Source organism: Uliginosibacterium sp. 31-16, from assembly GCF_030730865.1.
In the GTDB taxonomy this organism is placed as follows: domain Bacteria; phylum Pseudomonadota; class Gammaproteobacteria; order Burkholderiales; family Rhodocyclaceae; genus Uliginosibacterium.
Map to the genome: position 1 here is coordinate 831,649 of NZ_JAVALZ010000002.1, position 14,288 is coordinate 845,936.

The window sequence follows — 14,288 nt, forward strand, 5'->3', positions numbered from 1 at the left end:
TTTACAGGCCCAGCGGCCCCAGCCCGCCCTTGCCCGCGCGGACCAGTTCCGGCGCACCCGAAGTCAGATCCACCACGGTGGTCGCCTCGTAGCCAGCACCACCAGCCTCAATCACCAGTTCAACCAGATGGTCGAGGCGCTCGCGGATATCGTCGACGTCGTTGAGCGGCTCGTCTTCGTCTGGCAGCAGCAGGGTCGATGACAGCAGCGGCTCGCCAAGTTCGGCCAGCAGCGCGCTGACCACAGGATGTTCCGGCACGCGCAGACCGATGGTCTTGCGCTTGGGGTGCAGCACGCGGCGCGGCAGTTCCTTGGTGCCTTCCAGAATGAAGGTATAGGCACCAGGCGTAGTGGCCTTGAGCAGACGATATTGGGCGTTGTCCACGCGTGCGAAATTGGCGATTTCCGACAGATCGCGACACATCAGCGTGAAATGATGCCGCTCATCGACGCCACGGATACGCCGGATACGGTCCAGCACGGCCGCATCTCCCGTGAGCCCGACCAGTGAATACGCGCAATCGGTTGGCACGGCAATCAAGCCGCCCTTGCGCAGGATTTCCGCCGCCTGACGAATCAGGCGCGGCTGCGGGTACTCGGGGTGAATTTCAAAAAACTGGGCCATGGTCGTGGACGGTTTGCAGTAAAAGGGAGCCTCGAAAAACTTCGCGTTCTAAGCAAGACAAGGCGCGAAAGAAAAATTGGGACGCCGCATATGTTTGATATGTCAGGAACAATTTTTCTTGAGCAACGCAGTATCGCGACGAAATCAGAGTTTTGCGAGGCTCCCGGAAGGCGGCACCTTACACCAAACGCTCCCAGACGGGGGTCAGGTCAGGCGGCAGGATCTCGGCCTTGCCCAGATCCACCGGGCTTTCGCCGGGGCCGTGAAAGTCCGAGGCGCGCGACGCGAGAAAACCGTAACGCCGCGCCACGCGGGCGTATTCCAGCGCCTCGTCACCCGCCTGCGAGCCGGACACTACTTCGATGGCCTCGCCCCCCAAGGCCTTGAACTGGTCAAACAGCTTGAGCATTTCGGCCTTGGACAAGCGCGTACGCCCCGGATGCGCAATCACCGCAATGCCGCCCGCACCGTGAATCCAGCCCAGAGCCTCTTCCAGACTCGCCCACTCATGCTCGACAAAGCCCGGCTTGCCACGCACCAGATAGTGATCGAAGACATTGGGCATGTCGCGTGCAATTCCGATCTCGACCAGATAACGGGCGAAATGCGCCCGGCTGACCAGCGCCGGATTGCCCACGTAGCGTTGCGCGCCTTCCAGCACGCCACGGATGCCTATCTTCTCCAGCCCCTCGCTCATGCGCTGCGCGCGCTCGTCGCGGCCACTGCGTACCTGCTGCAGACCGGCCAGCAGCGCGGCATTCGAAGCATCGAAGCCCAAGCCGACGATATGCACGGTCTGATCCCCGACCGATACCGAAATTTCCACGCCATTCACGAAGCGCAGCCCAAGCACATCGGCTTCGGCACGTGCGGCGGCAAGCCCACCGGTTTCATCGTGATCGGTCAGGGCGAGCAGGTTCACGCCATTGGCATGGGCGCGCCGAACCACGTCCACAGGGCTGAGCAAACCGTCGGAGACGGTGGAGTGGCAGTGCAGATCGGCATTGAGGCTAGGTTTCATCCCTACAGTTTAACGCCTGCCTTGCCCCTCCGCCGATCTGTGCGCAAGCTGCGCCCTGCCATGCATCCGATTGCCTCTCTTGCCAGTTTTTGTTGTCTGTTTGCAGCCCTGTCGCTGGGCCTGTTCCCGCGCGCACGCCGCGCCAGCCTGGCATTCGGTGCGCTGATCATTCCGCTCGCCCTGAGCGCCGGTCTGCTGACGAACGTCGCGCTTGCATCCCTGCTGCCGGCCTTGCTGCTCTTGCGCCTGCGGCTCGCCACGGCACCGTGCCCGGACTGGGCGCGCCATCTCGGTCTGGGTCTGCTCGCCCTGTGGGCCCTGGCCGCCGCCCTGCACTGGCTCCCCGGCTTCACGCCTTATTTATGGACGCAAGACTTCGGCCGCGACAGCAGTCATGTTCTGCAGTGGCAACTCGACAAGGGCCTCGCCGCGCTGCTCCTGCTGTGGGTCTTGCCGGCTCCACCCAAGGCTTCGCCCTCCCCCGCGCGCTGGCTGGCCTTGCTGCCGGGCTGCGCACTTCTTCTAGTGCTGGCGCTACTGAGCGGACAGGCCCGCATCGATCCGCACTGGCTGCCGGGCGGCCTGATCTGGCTGGCCGGCAACCTCTTCCTCAGCGTATTTGCCGAAGAGGTTTTCTTTCGTGGCCTGCTCCAGCGTGGCCTGCAGCGGCTACTGGCGCCTCGCCCGCAAGCCTTCGCCATCGCCGTTGGCCTGAGCGCCCTGCTCTTCGGTCTGGTGCATCTGCCTTGGGGACTGCCCTTCGCCGCCATGGCCACCCTGGCCGGCATTTTCTACGGGCTGATGGCCGCTCGCGAAAATGCCTTGCCGCGTGCGATCTGCGCCCACTTTGCGCTTAACGCGCTGACGCTTACCCTGCTGCACAGCCCGCTGGCCTGAGAGCCGCATCCAGCGGGCATCTCCGCCCACCCCATCCGCAGACCCTCCATGCGCAAGCTTCTCCAGACAGGCATCACGCAGGCCAAGTCTGCACGCGCCTCTTCAGGCAGCCATCCAGGGTATTTTTCACTGCTTGAGTTCGCCGCCAAGGCAGGTTACATTCGCCGCTCGTTCGGGAGAGAGTCCGCTATCGCAAAACGACGCTGACCGCCGAAGGCGCAACCCCCCGGGAACGCTCAGGCAAAAGGACCGAACGAAAACGACAAATCTGGAGAGTGGTACCCATCGGGTACCCACCGAAGGGGCACGGAAAGCACGGCTTTCCAATCTCTCAGGTATCAAGGACAGATGGGGGCTGAAGCACACAGTGCTCTCAGCCCTTTTTCATTTGCCCCTGAGAGAAACATGGCCAAGCAGACTCCGCTCTACCCCGCACACCTCGCCGCCGGCGCCAGGATCGTCGATTTCGCCGGCTGGGACATGCCCATCCATTACGGCTCGCAGCTCGAAGAGCACAAGCAGGTCCGCGCCGACGCCGGCATGTTCGATGTCTCGCACATGCTGCCGATCGACATCAGCGGCGCGGGTGCGCAAGCCTTCTTGCAGAAGCTGCTCGCCAACAACGTCGCCAAGCTGACCGAACCGGGCAAGGCGCTGTACTCCTGCATGCTGCGTGAAGACGCTGGCATCCTCGACGACCTGATCGTGTATTTCTTCGCCACGGATGATTACCGCATCGTGGTGAACGCCGGCACCGCCGACAAGGACGTCGCCTGGATGCGCCAGCAGGCTGGCAAACTGCCCGGCGGCGGGAATGTAACGATCAACCCGCGCCGCGATCTGGCCATCATCGCCGTGCAAGGCCCGAACGCTCAGGCCAAAGTCTGGGCCGCCCTGCCCGGTTCCGAAACGGCTTCCTCGCATCTGAAATACTTCCAGGCCGCACGCTTCGGCGAGCTCATGCTCTGCAGCACCGGCTACACCGGCGAGTCCGGCTTCGAGCTGATCTTCCCGGCCGGCCGCGCCCTCGACATCTGGAACGCGCTGGCCGCCCAGGGCGTCGCGCCCATCGGGCTGGGGGCACGCGACACCTTGAGGCTCGAAGCCGGCATGAACCTCTACGGGCTGGATATGGACGAGAGCGTCGGCCCGCTGGAATCCGGCCTGGCCTGGACGGTGGATCTCGCCGCCGGCCGCGACTTCATCGGCCGTGCAGCACTCGAAGCCCATCCACCCACGCAACAACTTGTTGGCCTGCTGCTTGAAGACCGTGGCGTTTTGCGCAGCCACATGCCAGTGTTCACCGCGCACGGCGCCGGTGAAACCACCAGCGGCAGCTTCGCCCCGAGCATGAACGCTTCCATCGCCTTCGCCCGCGTGCCCGTCGGCGTAGCGCTGGGCGATACGGTCGAGGTTGAAGTTCGCGGCAAGCGGCTCAAAGCGCGCGTGACGAAAATGTCCTTCGTGCGCAAAGGCAAGATTCTGGTTCAGGCAGCAAACTGATTCATTACCCACTTCGTCATTTCCAAACAAGATCAATCCAAGGAGCAAGACATGAGCATCCCCGCCAACCTGCGCTACACCGAATCCCACGAATGGATCCGCAAGGAACCCGACAACACCCTGACCATCGGCATCACCGACCACGCCCAGGGCGCGCTCGGCGACATCGTCTTCCTCGAGCTGCCGGAAGCCGGTCGCGTGGTGAAGGCCGGTGAGGAAGTCGCCGTGGTCGAGTCGGTCAAGGCCGCCTCCGACATCTACGCCCCGGTCGCCGGCGAGATCATCGAAGCCAACGCCCCCGTCACCGACGCGCCGGACAGCGTCAACAGCGACCCCTACGGCGCCTGGCTGTTCAAGATCAAGCCGGCAAACCTGGACGACATCGACGCGCTGCTGGATGCTGCAGGTTACGCAGAAGCGATTGACGCCTGATGTCCCACAACTGGCGTCATCCCGGCGAAGGCCGGGATCCAGCGACTTTTAAAACCCCTGGATTCCGGCCTTCGCCGGAATGACGGCAAAACCCCATGCCCAAACCTGACCGCGATCCGATCAACGAACTGCTGAAATACGCCATCGTCGCCACGAGCATGTGTCTTGCCATGCTCGTGCTGACGCGCGGCAAGTGGCTTACGGCCTTGCTGATCGGAGTGTGGCTGGGGTTTGTGGTACTGCGATTCAGGCGGAATCCGTAGAACGCATTTTCGAGAGGTCGTTAAAAATCCATGAAGAAAGACGTCTTTGTCATGCTTATTCGCTGCGTACTACTTCCCCTACTTTTCTTCGTCGCGTTACCCTCCATGTCCGCCACCGACCAAAAAATATCTGCTCTTAACTCTACCGATAAAACATTTCTCGCGCAGCAACGCCAAACTTTAGAGAAATACCTCGGAGACGACCGCTCAAAAGAAAACTATAAAACCGCAGCGGGGAAGCTAGGTCTGCTTAGAGCGTTACTCGATCAGAAGGTATTCAAGCCCGATCAAACTCATGCATTTGAATGCATGGGAGTGATCCTAGGCGACGCTTTTGCCCAAAAACTGCACATGGAATGGATCGTCGTCGAAGACGCGAAAGGCCGAGACTTAGCACTCAGAATACCGAAAACCTCAATCATTATTTTCCCCGCAAGCATGATTCTTAAACGAGTATCGCGCGGAGAATCTGTTGATGTTTTTGCTTTATTCAATGGAATAACCGACCAAATTGAAAGCTTGAAAAAACAAGGTGTGAAATAGCCACGTCCTCAACGACTTCAGCTCCTTGGCATCATGGCCAAAACGTAGGGCGCAATCGAAGCGAAGCGCATTGCGCCGCATGTAATCACTCCAATCCGGCGCAATGCCCTTCGGGCGATTGACGCCCTACAAACCCAAACGCACCACAGAGAAAACCATGCCCCAACAGCCCCAATCTCTCACCCAGCTCGAAGCCCGCGACACCTTCATCGAGCGCCACATCGGCTCGAATGAAGTCGAAATCGCCGCCATGCTGGCCGCCATCGGTGCCCCCAGCGTCGATGGTCTGATCGGCCAGACCGTGCCCGCGACAATCCGTCTGGCGCAGCCACTGCCGATCGCCGCGCCGACACCGGAACACGAGGCCCTGGCCGCGCTGAAAGAGATTGCAAGCAAGAACCATATCGTGCGTTCGCTGATCGGCATGGGTTACTACGACACGCTCACCCCCGCCGTCATCCTGCGCAATGTGCTGGAGAATCCGGGCTGGTACACGGCCTACACGCCTTACCAGGCGGAGATTGCCCAGGGCCGTCTGGAAGCGCTGCTGAACTGGCAGCAGATGGTTTGCGACCTGACCGGCATGGAACTGGCCAACGCCTCGCTGCTGGACGAAGCCACCGCCGCCGCCGAAGCCATGACCATGGCGCGACGCATGTCGAAATCCAAATCCAATGTGTTCTTCGTCGACGCCGCCTGTTTCCCGCAGAGCATCGACGTGGTGAAGACTCGCGCCGAATACTTCGGCTTTGAGCTGCTGATTGCGCCGGCCGCCCAGGCGGCGGATCAGGATGCCTTCGGCGTGCTGCTGCAATACCCGAACGTGACTGGCGAGATCGCCGACTACAGCGCGCTGATCGCCGCCGCCAAGGCGCGTGGCGCCGCCGTGGCCATGGCCACCGACCTGATGGCCCTGGTGCTGCTCAAAAGCCCGGGCGAGATGGGCGCGGACATCGCCTTCGGCTCGGGCCAGCGCTTCGGCGTGCCGATGGGCTTCGGCGGCCCGCACGCCGCCTTCTTTGCCACTCACGAGTCGAATGCCCGCAGCATGGCGGGACGGATCATCGGCGTATCGAAGGATGTCGCCGGCAAGACCGCGCTGCGCATGGCCCTGCAGACCCGCGAACAGCACATCCGCCGCGAGAAGGCCAATTCCAACATCTGCACCTCGCAGGTCCTGCTCGCCAACATGGCCGGCATGTACGCCGTGTATCACGGCCCGGTGGGTCTGAAGACCATCGCCGGACGCATCAACCGCCTGGCCGCGATCCTGGCCGCGGGCATTACCCGCACCGGCTTCAAGCTGGTCACCAAATCCTTCTTCGATTCGCTGGATGTCGCCACCGGCACGCAGACCGCCAGCATCCTGCAAGCGGCCCTGGCCGCGGGCTACAACCTGCGCCAGGTTTCCCCCTCGGTGCTGGGCCTGAGCTTTGACGAGACGACAACGCGCGAAGACGTACTGGCGCTGCTCAACGTGTTTGCCGAAGCCGGCAAGCTGGCGAATGTGTGCGAGCTGGCCAAGCCCTTCGCTGCGCACGACATCGACACGCTGGACGCCACCCTGCCAATCAGCATCCCCACCAGCCTCGTGCGCAGCAGCGCCATCCTCAGCCACCCGGTGTTTAACACGCATCACACCGAGCACGAGATGCTGCGCTATCTGAAGAAGCTGCAGAACAAGGATCTGGCGCTTGATCACTCGATGATCAGCCTCGGTTCCTGCACCATGAAGCTCAACGCCACCAGCGAAATGATTCCGGTGACCTGGCCCGAGTTCGGCCGCATTCACCCCTTCGCCCCGCGCGAGCAGGTGACGGGCTACCTCGAAATGATCGAAGGTCTGGCCGACTATCTGCGCGCGGTGACCGGCTTCCCGGCCATCTGCATGCAGCCCAACTCCGGCGCGCAAGGCGAATACGCCGGGCTGGTGGCAATCCGCCGTTACCACGCCGCACGTGGCGAAGCACACCGCAACATCTGCCTGATCCCCAAATCCGCCCACGGCACCAACCCGGCCACCGCGCAGATGTGCGGGCTGGAAGTGGTGGTCGTGGCCTGTGATGACAGCGGCAACGTCGAAGTCGCTGACCTCAAAACCAGGATCGAGCAGCACAAGGATCGTCTGGCTGCGCTGATGATCACCTACCCCTCCACCCACGGCGTATTCGAGGAAGCCATCAAGGAAATCTGTGCACTGGTGCATGCAGCCGGTGCTCAGGTATACATGGATGGTGCCAATCTGAACGCTCAGGTCGGCCTCACCTCGCCCGCCACGATTGGTGCGGACGTGAGCCACATGAACCTGCACAAGACCTTCTGTATCCCACACGGCGGCGGCGGCCCCGGCATGGGCCCGATCGGTCTGGCCGCGCACCTGGCGCCCTTCATGGCCGACCACGTTGTTTCTGCGACAGGCAAGGAAGGCCGCGCGCATTCCGGGCAAGGCGCAGTCTCCGCAGCGCCTTTCGGGTCTGCTTCCATTCTGCCCATCAGCTGGATGTACATTCGCATGATGGGCGGCACGGGCCTCAAGCGTGCCACCGAGATCGCCATCCTGAATGCCAACTACGTGGCCCGCGCGCTGGACGCCCACTACCCGGTGCTGTACACCGGCACGCACGGCCGGGTGGCCCACGAGTGCATTCTGGATATCCGCCCGATCAAGGCGGCGACCGGCATCACCGAGGTCGACATCGCCAAGCGCCTGATGGACTACGGCTTCCACGCACCGACCATGAGCTTCCCGGTGACCGGCACGATCATGGTGGAGCCAACCGAGTCGGAATCCAAGGCCGAGCTGGACCGCTTCATCGCCGCGATGGTAGCGATCCGCGAGGAAATCCGCCGCATCGAAACCGGTGCGCTGCCGGCCGACAACAACCCGTTGAAAAACGCGCCGCACACGCAGACCGACGTGATCAGCAATGACTGGACGCGCCCCTACAGCCGCGACGAAGCCGTCTTCCCGCTGCCTTGGGTGCGCGAGAACAAGTTCTGGCCCAGCGTGAACCGTATCGACGATGTGTACGGCGACCGCAACCTGTTCTGCGCTTGTGTGCCGATGGCTGACTACGAGGGCTAGTCGAGGCTCTGGTGCTGATTTGAAAATGGCCACGCAATGCGTGGCCATTTCCTTGGGCGGCGCAAATTCGTAGTGAATCCACCCGGCGTCCCGTATCATCCCGCCTCCCCATTTATCCCTGTCACACCATGAGATTCGACCTGAAGGTTCCGTTCGCCGAGAAGGATGCAGCGAAGAAGCTGGGGGCGCGCTGGGATGCGGCGAACAAGCTGTGGTACGTGGTCGACAAGGCAGACATGGCGCCCTTCGCGAAGTGGAGCCCGACGCTGCGCGACGCGGCCGCGCCCTCTTCCGGCGCCACGGCAGCCCGTCCGGCGGCAAAACCCGCATCCAGCGAAGGTGTGCTGATTATCGGCAGCCAGTACCGGGAGCTGCCGCGCGTGTGCGATTGCCTGCCTTGGGAGGTGTGTGACACCTGTCGCGCCACGGCCTTTTCACGCTGATCTGGCGCGGACGACGATCAATGCGTAATCGGGCCGGGGAGTTCACGAAACTGAGTCACAAAGCTGAGTCACAAAGCCGAGTTACAAAACTGAGTCACGGCGCAAAGTTACGAAACAGCGTTTCGATCTGCTCGCAAAGCCGCATGCAGCCTTGCTCTGCAGCAAGGCATGCTGAAGAGCCTTTCCAGGCAGGGGTATAAGAACAGCCCGCCCGAAGACGCCCGTCACAGGCGGCTTCGCAGGCAGGCCTGTGTTCAGTGCTGCGTCGAGCGACGCGCTTCCTGCCAGGCGCTGACGGCTTCAGCAGCGAGCTGATTGACCAGCTCGCGCTCGGCCTCAGGCAGCTCGGCCTGCAGTCCGGCAAACAGGTTTTCGGTCATTTCCTGTTCCAGCCCGCTGGCGGCCAGACCATGCTGCAGGCAGCGGATCTGGATCGAGGCCGAGGCGTCGGCCACAAGGCGCCAGCCCAGATTGGGCATGGCACGATTCAGCGCCAGCAGCATGCCGCCGAGAAGTTTGAGCAGCACTTCGGCCTGCTCGCGGTTTTCGGCTGCAATCATGGTGTGCCACAGCGAAAGGTGCAGCTCGCGACGGAAGGCGATCTTGAATTCCAGCGCGGCCGTTTCATCCGCATGCAGTGCGTCGAGAAAATGCTGGCAAGCGCCTTCTTCGGCTAGGTCCATGCTGTCGCGCAGGTCTGCCAGAATCGCCGACAAGCCGGCCAGCGTGGCCGCGCCAAAGGCCTTGCTGTAGGCCAGCCCCCACTGGTCCAGCCCGGACAGCAGCAAGGCCATGCGCAGGTGAGCCGCTTCGGTCGTGGCCATCCGCGACCATTCGCGCAGGTGGCTGGCCAGACGTGCCAGCGCATCTTCGAGTTGCTTGCCCTCGCCATCGGCGCTCAGGCGCAGTGCTGCGGCAAAAGCCTCATGTACAAGGCGTGCGGCCTGCAACTGCACATCGCGCGGGGCAAGATCGGCCATCGGGTCGGCGGGCAGGGTTTGTTGGGTCGTATCGGCAGCCATGGAGAATCCCGGCAAAAATCTGAAGGCCGCCATTTTGCCGCATTCCAGCGCCAGGCAGGCATCCCTTTACGGTCTTGCTGCGAAAACCCGGCGCCCGCAAAAAACGATCTGCATCAAACACGGCTGTCAATGGACTTCAGGCCGGTTCCCAATGCCTGCGGTTTCGCGTATTTATCATCGCTCTGCCAAACCGGCCTGCATCTCTACGGAGCTTTGACGTGATCATTCGTGCCGCACTACTGCTGGGTCTGCTGTTCAACCTGCTGACGCTTGCGATGCCTGCCAGCGCACAGGAGAACCGCGGAGCAAATCGGCCCCTGCGCATCCTGCACATCATGAGTTTCAACTCCCCCTATCGCTGGACGGACGGTCAGTTCGACGGTTTCAAGGCGGGGCTGGGGACGGATGTGAAGGCGGATTATCAGGTTTTCCAGCTCGACACCAAGCGCCAGAGTTCGAAGGAAGAACAGGAGCGCAATGCCCGCAAGGCACGCCAGCTGATCGCGGACTGGAAGCCGGATCTGGTCTACACCTCGGACGATGATGCGATCTCGCTGGTGACGAAACACTATGTGAACAGCCCGATTCCCTTTGTGTTCAGCGGCGTCAACCGCACGGCAGAAGAGCTCGGCATCCAGGGTGCATCGAACATCACCGGGGTACTTGAGCGCGAACACATCCTCGAAACCATCCACCTGATGCAGGCACTCAAGCCTGGCGTGAAGCGCATCCAGGTTTTCTCGGACAATGCCGCCTACTGGCCGCAGGTGATCGGGCGGATTCGCAGCATCGTGCGCGACCGGCCGGACTTTGAACTGGTCGGCGTGGATCAGCCCCTGGCTTATGCCGACTTCCAGCGTCTGGCGCTGGAAAACCCGAACAAGGCAGATGCCTACCTCATTCTTGGCAACTTCAATTTCAAGGACGCCAAAGGGGCTGATGTCCCCTATCCGCAGCTGCAGCGCTGGCTGACCGAGAACAGCAAGGTGCCGGACATGTCGTTCTGGGATGACCGGATGCTGCATGGCACGCTGACTGGTGTTACCGTATCAGCCTTCGAACAGGGTCTTGGCGCAGGCAAACTGGCGCGGGCAATTCTGGTCAGGCATCAGAAACCGGCCACCCTGCCCATCGTCGCCACGACCAAGGGAGTGCCGGTCATCAATCTGGAGCGCGCCAGGCTGCTGGGCATCACCCCGCGCTCAACCCAGTTGCTGTCGGCCCAGATCGTGACGACCTACGAGTGGAACAAATAACGCAATGCTGAAGTCGGGGCTGCGCAGCAAGATCATTTTCAGTGCCGCCGTGGTGATTGTCGTCACCACTGGCATGATTGCGTTGGCAGCCACCCTGTTTTTCGTTTCGCAACAGGTCAATACCCTGCAGTCACGCTCCAGCGCCGTGGCACGCGGCCTGACGGTTCAGCTCGAACGCATCACCAATCTGGGTATCGCGATCGAGGATATTGTCGGCTTCGACGAACAGTGCTCGGAGTCCGTGCGCAGCTACCCCGGCATGAGCTACACCCAGGTGGTCAGGACGGATGGCACGATCCTCTTCGACAGCCGCCCTCAGCACGCCGGGCACAAGCTTGAGTCGCCGATCCTGATGAAAGCCATGCAGCAAGGCGAGACTGCACCGGCCCGCCCCATCGACGGCGAATATGTGGTGCTGGAACCTGTTCTGAATGCCAGCAGCAGCCGGGTGGCCAGCGTGATCGTGGCCTTCCCGCGCAGCCTGGTTGATGACGCCGTGGTGCACATGCTGCTGCTGGGTGGCGGAGTGGGCGCCTGCGTCGGCGCCCTGGGCTTGCTGGTGCTGTTTGCCTTCCTGCGCCATCAGGTCATCAAACCGATTTCCGCCCTGGTACGCACGGTCACCCATGTCAGGGATCACCCCGGCGATTATTCAGTACGCGTCCCGCCTCAGCAGGATGACGAAATCGGTCTGCTGGTCGACGGTTTCAATCAGTTGCTGGGCAAAATGGAAGAGCGCGAGCGCGAGCTGATCGAAGCACGCGACACGTCAGACAAAGCCAACCGCATGAAGTCGGACTTCCTCGCGGCGATGAGCCACGACCTGCGCACGCCCATGCACGCCATCCTTTCCATGAACGAGTTGCTGCGCGGCACGTCGCTGACGGAGAAGCAGCAACGCTACTCGCTCAACGTGCACAAGGCCGGACAGTGGCTGCTGGGTATCATCAATGACATCCTGGCCTTCGCCAAGATCGAATCCGGCAAGCTGGATCTGCTCAACGCCGAATTCGATCTGCGCCAGCTGGTTGAAGACATCATCACCTTGCAGGAAGACTTTGCCCACAGCAAGAAGCTGTCCCTGACCTGGCAGGTCGCCGAGGAGATTCCGGAACGCCTGATCGGTGACGGTCCGCGGCTGATGCAGATGCTGACCAACCTGATCAGCAACGCGATCAAATTTACCGAACAGGGCAGCGTGCATCTGGATGTGATGCCGGCCCACCAGCACATCACCTTCTCGGTCACCGATACCGGTATCGGCATTGACCCGGCCAAGCTCTCGCTGCTGTTTGAACCCTTCGTGCAGGTAGCCAGTGCCGATGCCCAGCGCCGCAGCGGCACGGGCCTGGGCCTGTCCATCGTCAAGCAGCTGGCCGAAGCCATGGGCGGCGAAGTCGGCGTGGACAGCTCGCTGCAGCACGGCGCCACTTTCTGGTTCACCGCGCGCCTACGCCCTGTCGAGCAGAACAGTCCCGCGACAGAAGCCGCCTGAAGAACCGCATCTGGCGGGCTTCTCCACCCACCCTGCCCGCTCAGAAAGAACCAGCAAGCCCCTTCAGCATGGCATGCCGAAGAAGCCCGCCAGATGCGGCTCTTCAGCCTGATCTATTTGCGCTTGCCCACCAGACCGAGAATCCCCACCAGAATCAGGATCAGCGGCCACCAAGTATGCACCAGACCGCCGATCTGGCTGAAGCGCACCACACCCAGGTTGTTGAGCAAAAAAGCCACCCCCACCAGCAACAACACGATTGATCCGACGCGCGACATTCCGGTTCCTCTGTACAAAATTGAAGGGCTGTACTGTGCCAGCCACCGACTCAGCGAACAAGTTCTGCCCGCTCCTTGAAACGTAATGCCCTCGTGAAGGCGGCTGGGCACAAGGCTTGCTAAACAGCCTTGTCACCATTCACGAGGGTTCCCCATGGACGCCGTTGTTCTGCAGCTCATCGCCCGCATCAAGATCCGCCTGCGCCAGGAAAAAGGAGTCGTGCTGAACACCCAACGCTTCTTCTCCGATCCGGTCTATGCCTGCCAGGTGCTCGATGTGGCGGAGGATTGCGAAGATCTTGATCTCGTCAGCAACTCGCTGGATATCCGCAACCGTCTGGGCTGGATCAAATCCGGCAACATCGAAAATCCGCAAGCGTTTGTGACCCAGAAAAGCGCACAGACGGTTGAATCCGGCACCCAAACGGAGCGTTACCGCTTCGGCGCCCGCTCCTGAATTCCCGTTTTACTGCTGTCTCCTCACGTCAGATTTGCTTCCCCCGCTCACGCAGGGGAAGCATTTTTTCGTGTGGTTTCAAGCAGCGGGCAAATGACCCAGTGCATCAAGGATCAGGCGCGAGATGAGTTCGGCATCCGGCTCGGGCACCGCCACAGATGGCCGCCCTTTCGAGCCGGTCGCAACGATGCGCAATGCGCCAGCCTGACGTTCCACCATGAATTCATTGGCGCACGAGCGGCAGTACACCTTGTCACCCTGTACATGAGTGCGAAACACCGTGACACAGGGGCCGCAGCCCGGACACTCCTGCACCGGCACCCCCAGATCGGAATGCCCGAGGATGTGGCTCAGGGAACCGGAACGCGCCAACCGCACCAGACGTTCGGCGAAGTCCTGATCGAACTGCTGTCCGTAGCCGGCCTCGATGATTTCCAGCGCCTTTTCCAGCGGCATGGCACGGCGCCATGGGCGGGCACTGGTCATCGCGTCAAAGGCGTCGCACACCGAAACGATGCGCGCGGCCAGCGGAATGTCCAGACCAGCCAGGCCGTCCGGATAGCCCGAACCATCGAAATGCTCATGGTGATGACGGATCACCCCGGCCAGCATGTCTGCCAACGGATGCCCGGCCAGCAGGCGTGCGCCAACCGCCGCATGTTCCTTGACGATTTCATACTCGGATTCGATCAGGCGCTCGGGCCGGGTCAGTACGGCATCCGAGATGCCGATCTTGCCCAGATCATGCAGGAAGCCGGCGATCGACACCTGCGCAATCACCGCCTCGCTCTGCACGCTGTTCTCGGCGATCAGGCGGCTGTAACGCGATACGCGCCAGGCATGCCCGACGGTGAACGGGTCCCGTGCCTCGATCATTGCCGCCATCGTGAACAACCCGATCAGTTCCTGCTCCATCTGCGCACGCATCATAGGCTCCCGAATATTTGCGTTCTGATCATACCTGCACG

Annotated in this window: 16 protein-coding genes and 2 riboswitches; of the genes, 11 read left to right on the forward strand and 5 right to left on the reverse strand. The window is 61.8% G+C overall.

From position 1 onward, the window contains the following. Position 1: 1 nt before the first annotated feature. On the reverse strand, positions 2 to 625 hold the full coding sequence (locus Q9Q94_RS11525) for an L-threonylcarbamoyladenylate synthase (protein WP_305980205.1): 624 nt from the start codon (positions 623 to 625) through the stop codon (positions 2 to 4). A gap of 178 nt (positions 626 to 803) precedes the next feature. After that, positions 804 to 1,646, reverse strand: a complete 843-nt coding sequence (locus Q9Q94_RS11530; RefSeq protein ID WP_305980206.1) for a 3',5'-nucleoside bisphosphate phosphatase — start codon at positions 1,644 to 1,646, stop codon at positions 804 to 806. A gap of 60 nt (positions 1,647 to 1,706) precedes the next feature. On the opposite strand from Q9Q94_RS11530, the gene Q9Q94_RS11535 reads away from it, so the two are divergent. The 8 genes from Q9Q94_RS11535 (at position 1,707) to Q9Q94_RS11570 (ending at position 8,812) form a co-directional block, all read left to right on the forward strand. Then, entirely contained in the window at positions 1,707 to 2,543 is an 837-nt protein-coding gene (locus Q9Q94_RS11535) for a CPBP family intramembrane glutamic endopeptidase (RefSeq protein ID WP_305980207.1), read from the forward strand. A gap of 48 nt (positions 2,544 to 2,591) precedes the next feature. Next, positions 2,592 to 2,750: a hypothetical protein gene (locus Q9Q94_RS11540; protein WP_305980208.1), complete on the forward strand. Its 159-nt coding sequence runs from the start codon at positions 2,592 to 2,594 to the stop codon at positions 2,748 to 2,750. Then, a riboswitch (glycine riboswitch) is annotated at positions 2,707 to 2,805 on the forward strand. (Overlaps the previous gene by 44 nt.) Beyond that, positions 2,806 to 2,901, forward strand: a riboswitch (glycine riboswitch). Positions 2,902 to 2,948: 47 nt separating this feature from the next. Continuing rightward, a complete protein-coding gene (gcvT, locus tag Q9Q94_RS11545) occupies positions 2,949 to 4,046 on the forward strand; it encodes a glycine cleavage system aminomethyltransferase GcvT (RefSeq protein ID WP_305980209.1) in 1,098 nt (365 codons plus the stop codon). Between the two features lie 51 nt (positions 4,047 to 4,097). Further along, on the forward strand, positions 4,098 to 4,478 hold the full coding sequence (gene gcvH / locus Q9Q94_RS11550; RefSeq protein ID WP_305980210.1) for a glycine cleavage system protein GcvH: 381 nt from the start codon (positions 4,098 to 4,100) through the stop codon (positions 4,476 to 4,478). A gap of 95 nt (positions 4,479 to 4,573) precedes the next feature. Then, positions 4,574 to 4,741, forward strand: a complete 168-nt coding sequence (locus Q9Q94_RS11555) for a hypothetical protein (RefSeq protein ID WP_305980211.1) — start codon at positions 4,574 to 4,576, stop codon at positions 4,739 to 4,741. A 30-nt stretch (positions 4,742 to 4,771) separates the two neighbouring features. Further along, positions 4,772 to 5,284 carry a DUF3806 domain-containing protein gene (locus tag Q9Q94_RS11560; RefSeq protein WP_305980212.1) on the forward strand — a complete coding sequence of 171 codons (513 nt, stop codon included), beginning with the start codon at positions 4,772 to 4,774 and terminating at the stop codon, positions 5,282 to 5,284. A 157-nt stretch (positions 5,285 to 5,441) separates the two neighbouring features. After that, a complete protein-coding gene (gene gcvP, locus Q9Q94_RS11565) occupies positions 5,442 to 8,369 on the forward strand; it encodes an aminomethyl-transferring glycine dehydrogenase (RefSeq protein ID WP_305980213.1) in 2,928 nt (975 codons plus the stop codon). 128 nt (positions 8,370 to 8,497) lie between these two features. Then, positions 8,498 to 8,812 carry a DUF5710 domain-containing protein gene (locus tag Q9Q94_RS11570; RefSeq protein ID WP_305980214.1) on the forward strand — a complete coding sequence of 105 codons (315 nt, stop codon included), beginning with the start codon at positions 8,498 to 8,500 and terminating at the stop codon, positions 8,810 to 8,812. A 254-nt stretch (positions 8,813 to 9,066) separates the two neighbouring features. On the opposite strand, the gene Q9Q94_RS11575 is transcribed toward Q9Q94_RS11570, so the two are convergent. Further along, on the reverse strand, positions 9,067 to 9,834 hold the full coding sequence (locus Q9Q94_RS11575) for a hypothetical protein (RefSeq protein ID WP_305980215.1): 768 nt from the start codon (positions 9,832 to 9,834) through the stop codon (positions 9,067 to 9,069). Positions 9,835 to 10,052: 218 nt separating this feature from the next. On the opposite strand from Q9Q94_RS11575, the gene Q9Q94_RS11580 reads away from it, so the two are divergent. Next, positions 10,053 to 11,090, forward strand: coding sequence for an ABC transporter substrate-binding protein (locus Q9Q94_RS11580; RefSeq protein WP_305980216.1), 1,038 nt, complete (start codon positions 10,053 to 10,055; stop codon positions 11,088 to 11,090). 4 nt (positions 11,091 to 11,094) lie between these two features. Then, positions 11,095 to 12,585, forward strand: coding sequence for an ATP-binding protein (locus Q9Q94_RS11585; protein ID WP_305980217.1), 1,491 nt, complete (start codon positions 11,095 to 11,097; stop codon positions 12,583 to 12,585). 113 nt (positions 12,586 to 12,698) lie between these two features. Here the strand turns inward: Q9Q94_RS11585 and Q9Q94_RS11590 are convergent, their stop codons facing one another. Continuing rightward, complete coding sequence (locus tag Q9Q94_RS11590) at positions 12,699 to 12,863, reverse strand: LiaI-LiaF-like domain-containing protein (protein ID WP_305980218.1); 165 nt, start codon at positions 12,861 to 12,863, stop codon at positions 12,699 to 12,701. A gap of 154 nt (positions 12,864 to 13,017) precedes the next feature. Here Q9Q94_RS11590 and Q9Q94_RS11595 point away from each other — a divergent pair, with 154 nt between their 5' ends. After that, positions 13,018 to 13,320 carry a hypothetical protein gene (locus tag Q9Q94_RS11595; RefSeq protein ID WP_305980219.1) on the forward strand — a complete coding sequence of 101 codons (303 nt, stop codon included), beginning with the start codon at positions 13,018 to 13,020 and terminating at the stop codon, positions 13,318 to 13,320. Between the two features lie 78 nt (positions 13,321 to 13,398). Here the strand turns inward: Q9Q94_RS11595 and Q9Q94_RS11600 are convergent, their stop codons facing one another. After that, the gene (locus Q9Q94_RS11600) at positions 13,399 to 14,247 is read right to left on the reverse strand and encodes an HD-GYP domain-containing protein (RefSeq protein WP_305980220.1); all 849 of its coding nucleotides are present in this window, start codon (positions 14,245 to 14,247) and stop codon (positions 13,399 to 13,401) included. Between the last annotated feature and the right edge of the window lie 41 nt (positions 14,248 to 14,288).

Bases quoted from the DNA above. Each gene is read 5' to 3' on its own strand.
- Q9Q94_RS11525 (WP_305980205.1), bottom strand. From the start codon at position 625: ATGGCCCAGTTTTTTGAAATTCACCCCGAGTACCCGCAGCCGCGCCTG.
- Q9Q94_RS11530 (WP_305980206.1), bottom strand. From the start codon at position 1,646: ATGAAACCTAGCCTCAATGCCGATCTGCACTGCCACTCCACCGTCTCC.
- Q9Q94_RS11535 (WP_305980207.1), top strand. From the start codon at position 1,707: ATGCATCCGATTGCCTCTCTTGCCAGTTTTTGTTGTCTGTTTGCAGCC.
- Q9Q94_RS11540 (WP_305980208.1), top strand. From the start codon at position 2,592: ATGCGCAAGCTTCTCCAGACAGGCATCACGCAGGCCAAGTCTGCACGC.
- gcvT (WP_305980209.1), top strand. From the start codon at position 2,949: ATGGCCAAGCAGACTCCGCTCTACCCCGCACACCTCGCCGCCGGCGCC.
- gcvH (WP_305980210.1), top strand. From the start codon at position 4,098: ATGAGCATCCCCGCCAACCTGCGCTACACCGAATCCCACGAATGGATC.
- Q9Q94_RS11555 (WP_305980211.1), top strand. From the start codon at position 4,574: ATGCCCAAACCTGACCGCGATCCGATCAACGAACTGCTGAAATACGCC.
- Q9Q94_RS11560 (WP_305980212.1), top strand. From the start codon at position 4,772: ATGAAGAAAGACGTCTTTGTCATGCTTATTCGCTGCGTACTACTTCCC.
- gcvP (WP_305980213.1), top strand. From the start codon at position 5,442: ATGCCCCAACAGCCCCAATCTCTCACCCAGCTCGAAGCCCGCGACACC.
- Q9Q94_RS11570 (WP_305980214.1), top strand. From the start codon at position 8,498: ATGAGATTCGACCTGAAGGTTCCGTTCGCCGAGAAGGATGCAGCGAAG.
- Q9Q94_RS11575 (WP_305980215.1), bottom strand. From the start codon at position 9,834: ATGGCTGCCGATACGACCCAACAAACCCTGCCCGCCGACCCGATGGCC.
- Q9Q94_RS11585 (WP_305980217.1), top strand. From the start codon at position 11,095: ATGCTGAAGTCGGGGCTGCGCAGCAAGATCATTTTCAGTGCCGCCGTG.
- Q9Q94_RS11590 (WP_305980218.1), bottom strand. From the start codon at position 12,863: ATGTCGCGCGTCGGATCAATCGTGTTGTTGCTGGTGGGGGTGGCTTTT.
- Q9Q94_RS11595 (WP_305980219.1), top strand. From the start codon at position 13,018: ATGGACGCCGTTGTTCTGCAGCTCATCGCCCGCATCAAGATCCGCCTG.
- Q9Q94_RS11600 (WP_305980220.1), bottom strand. From the start codon at position 14,247: ATGCGTGCGCAGATGGAGCAGGAACTGATCGGGTTGTTCACGATGGCG.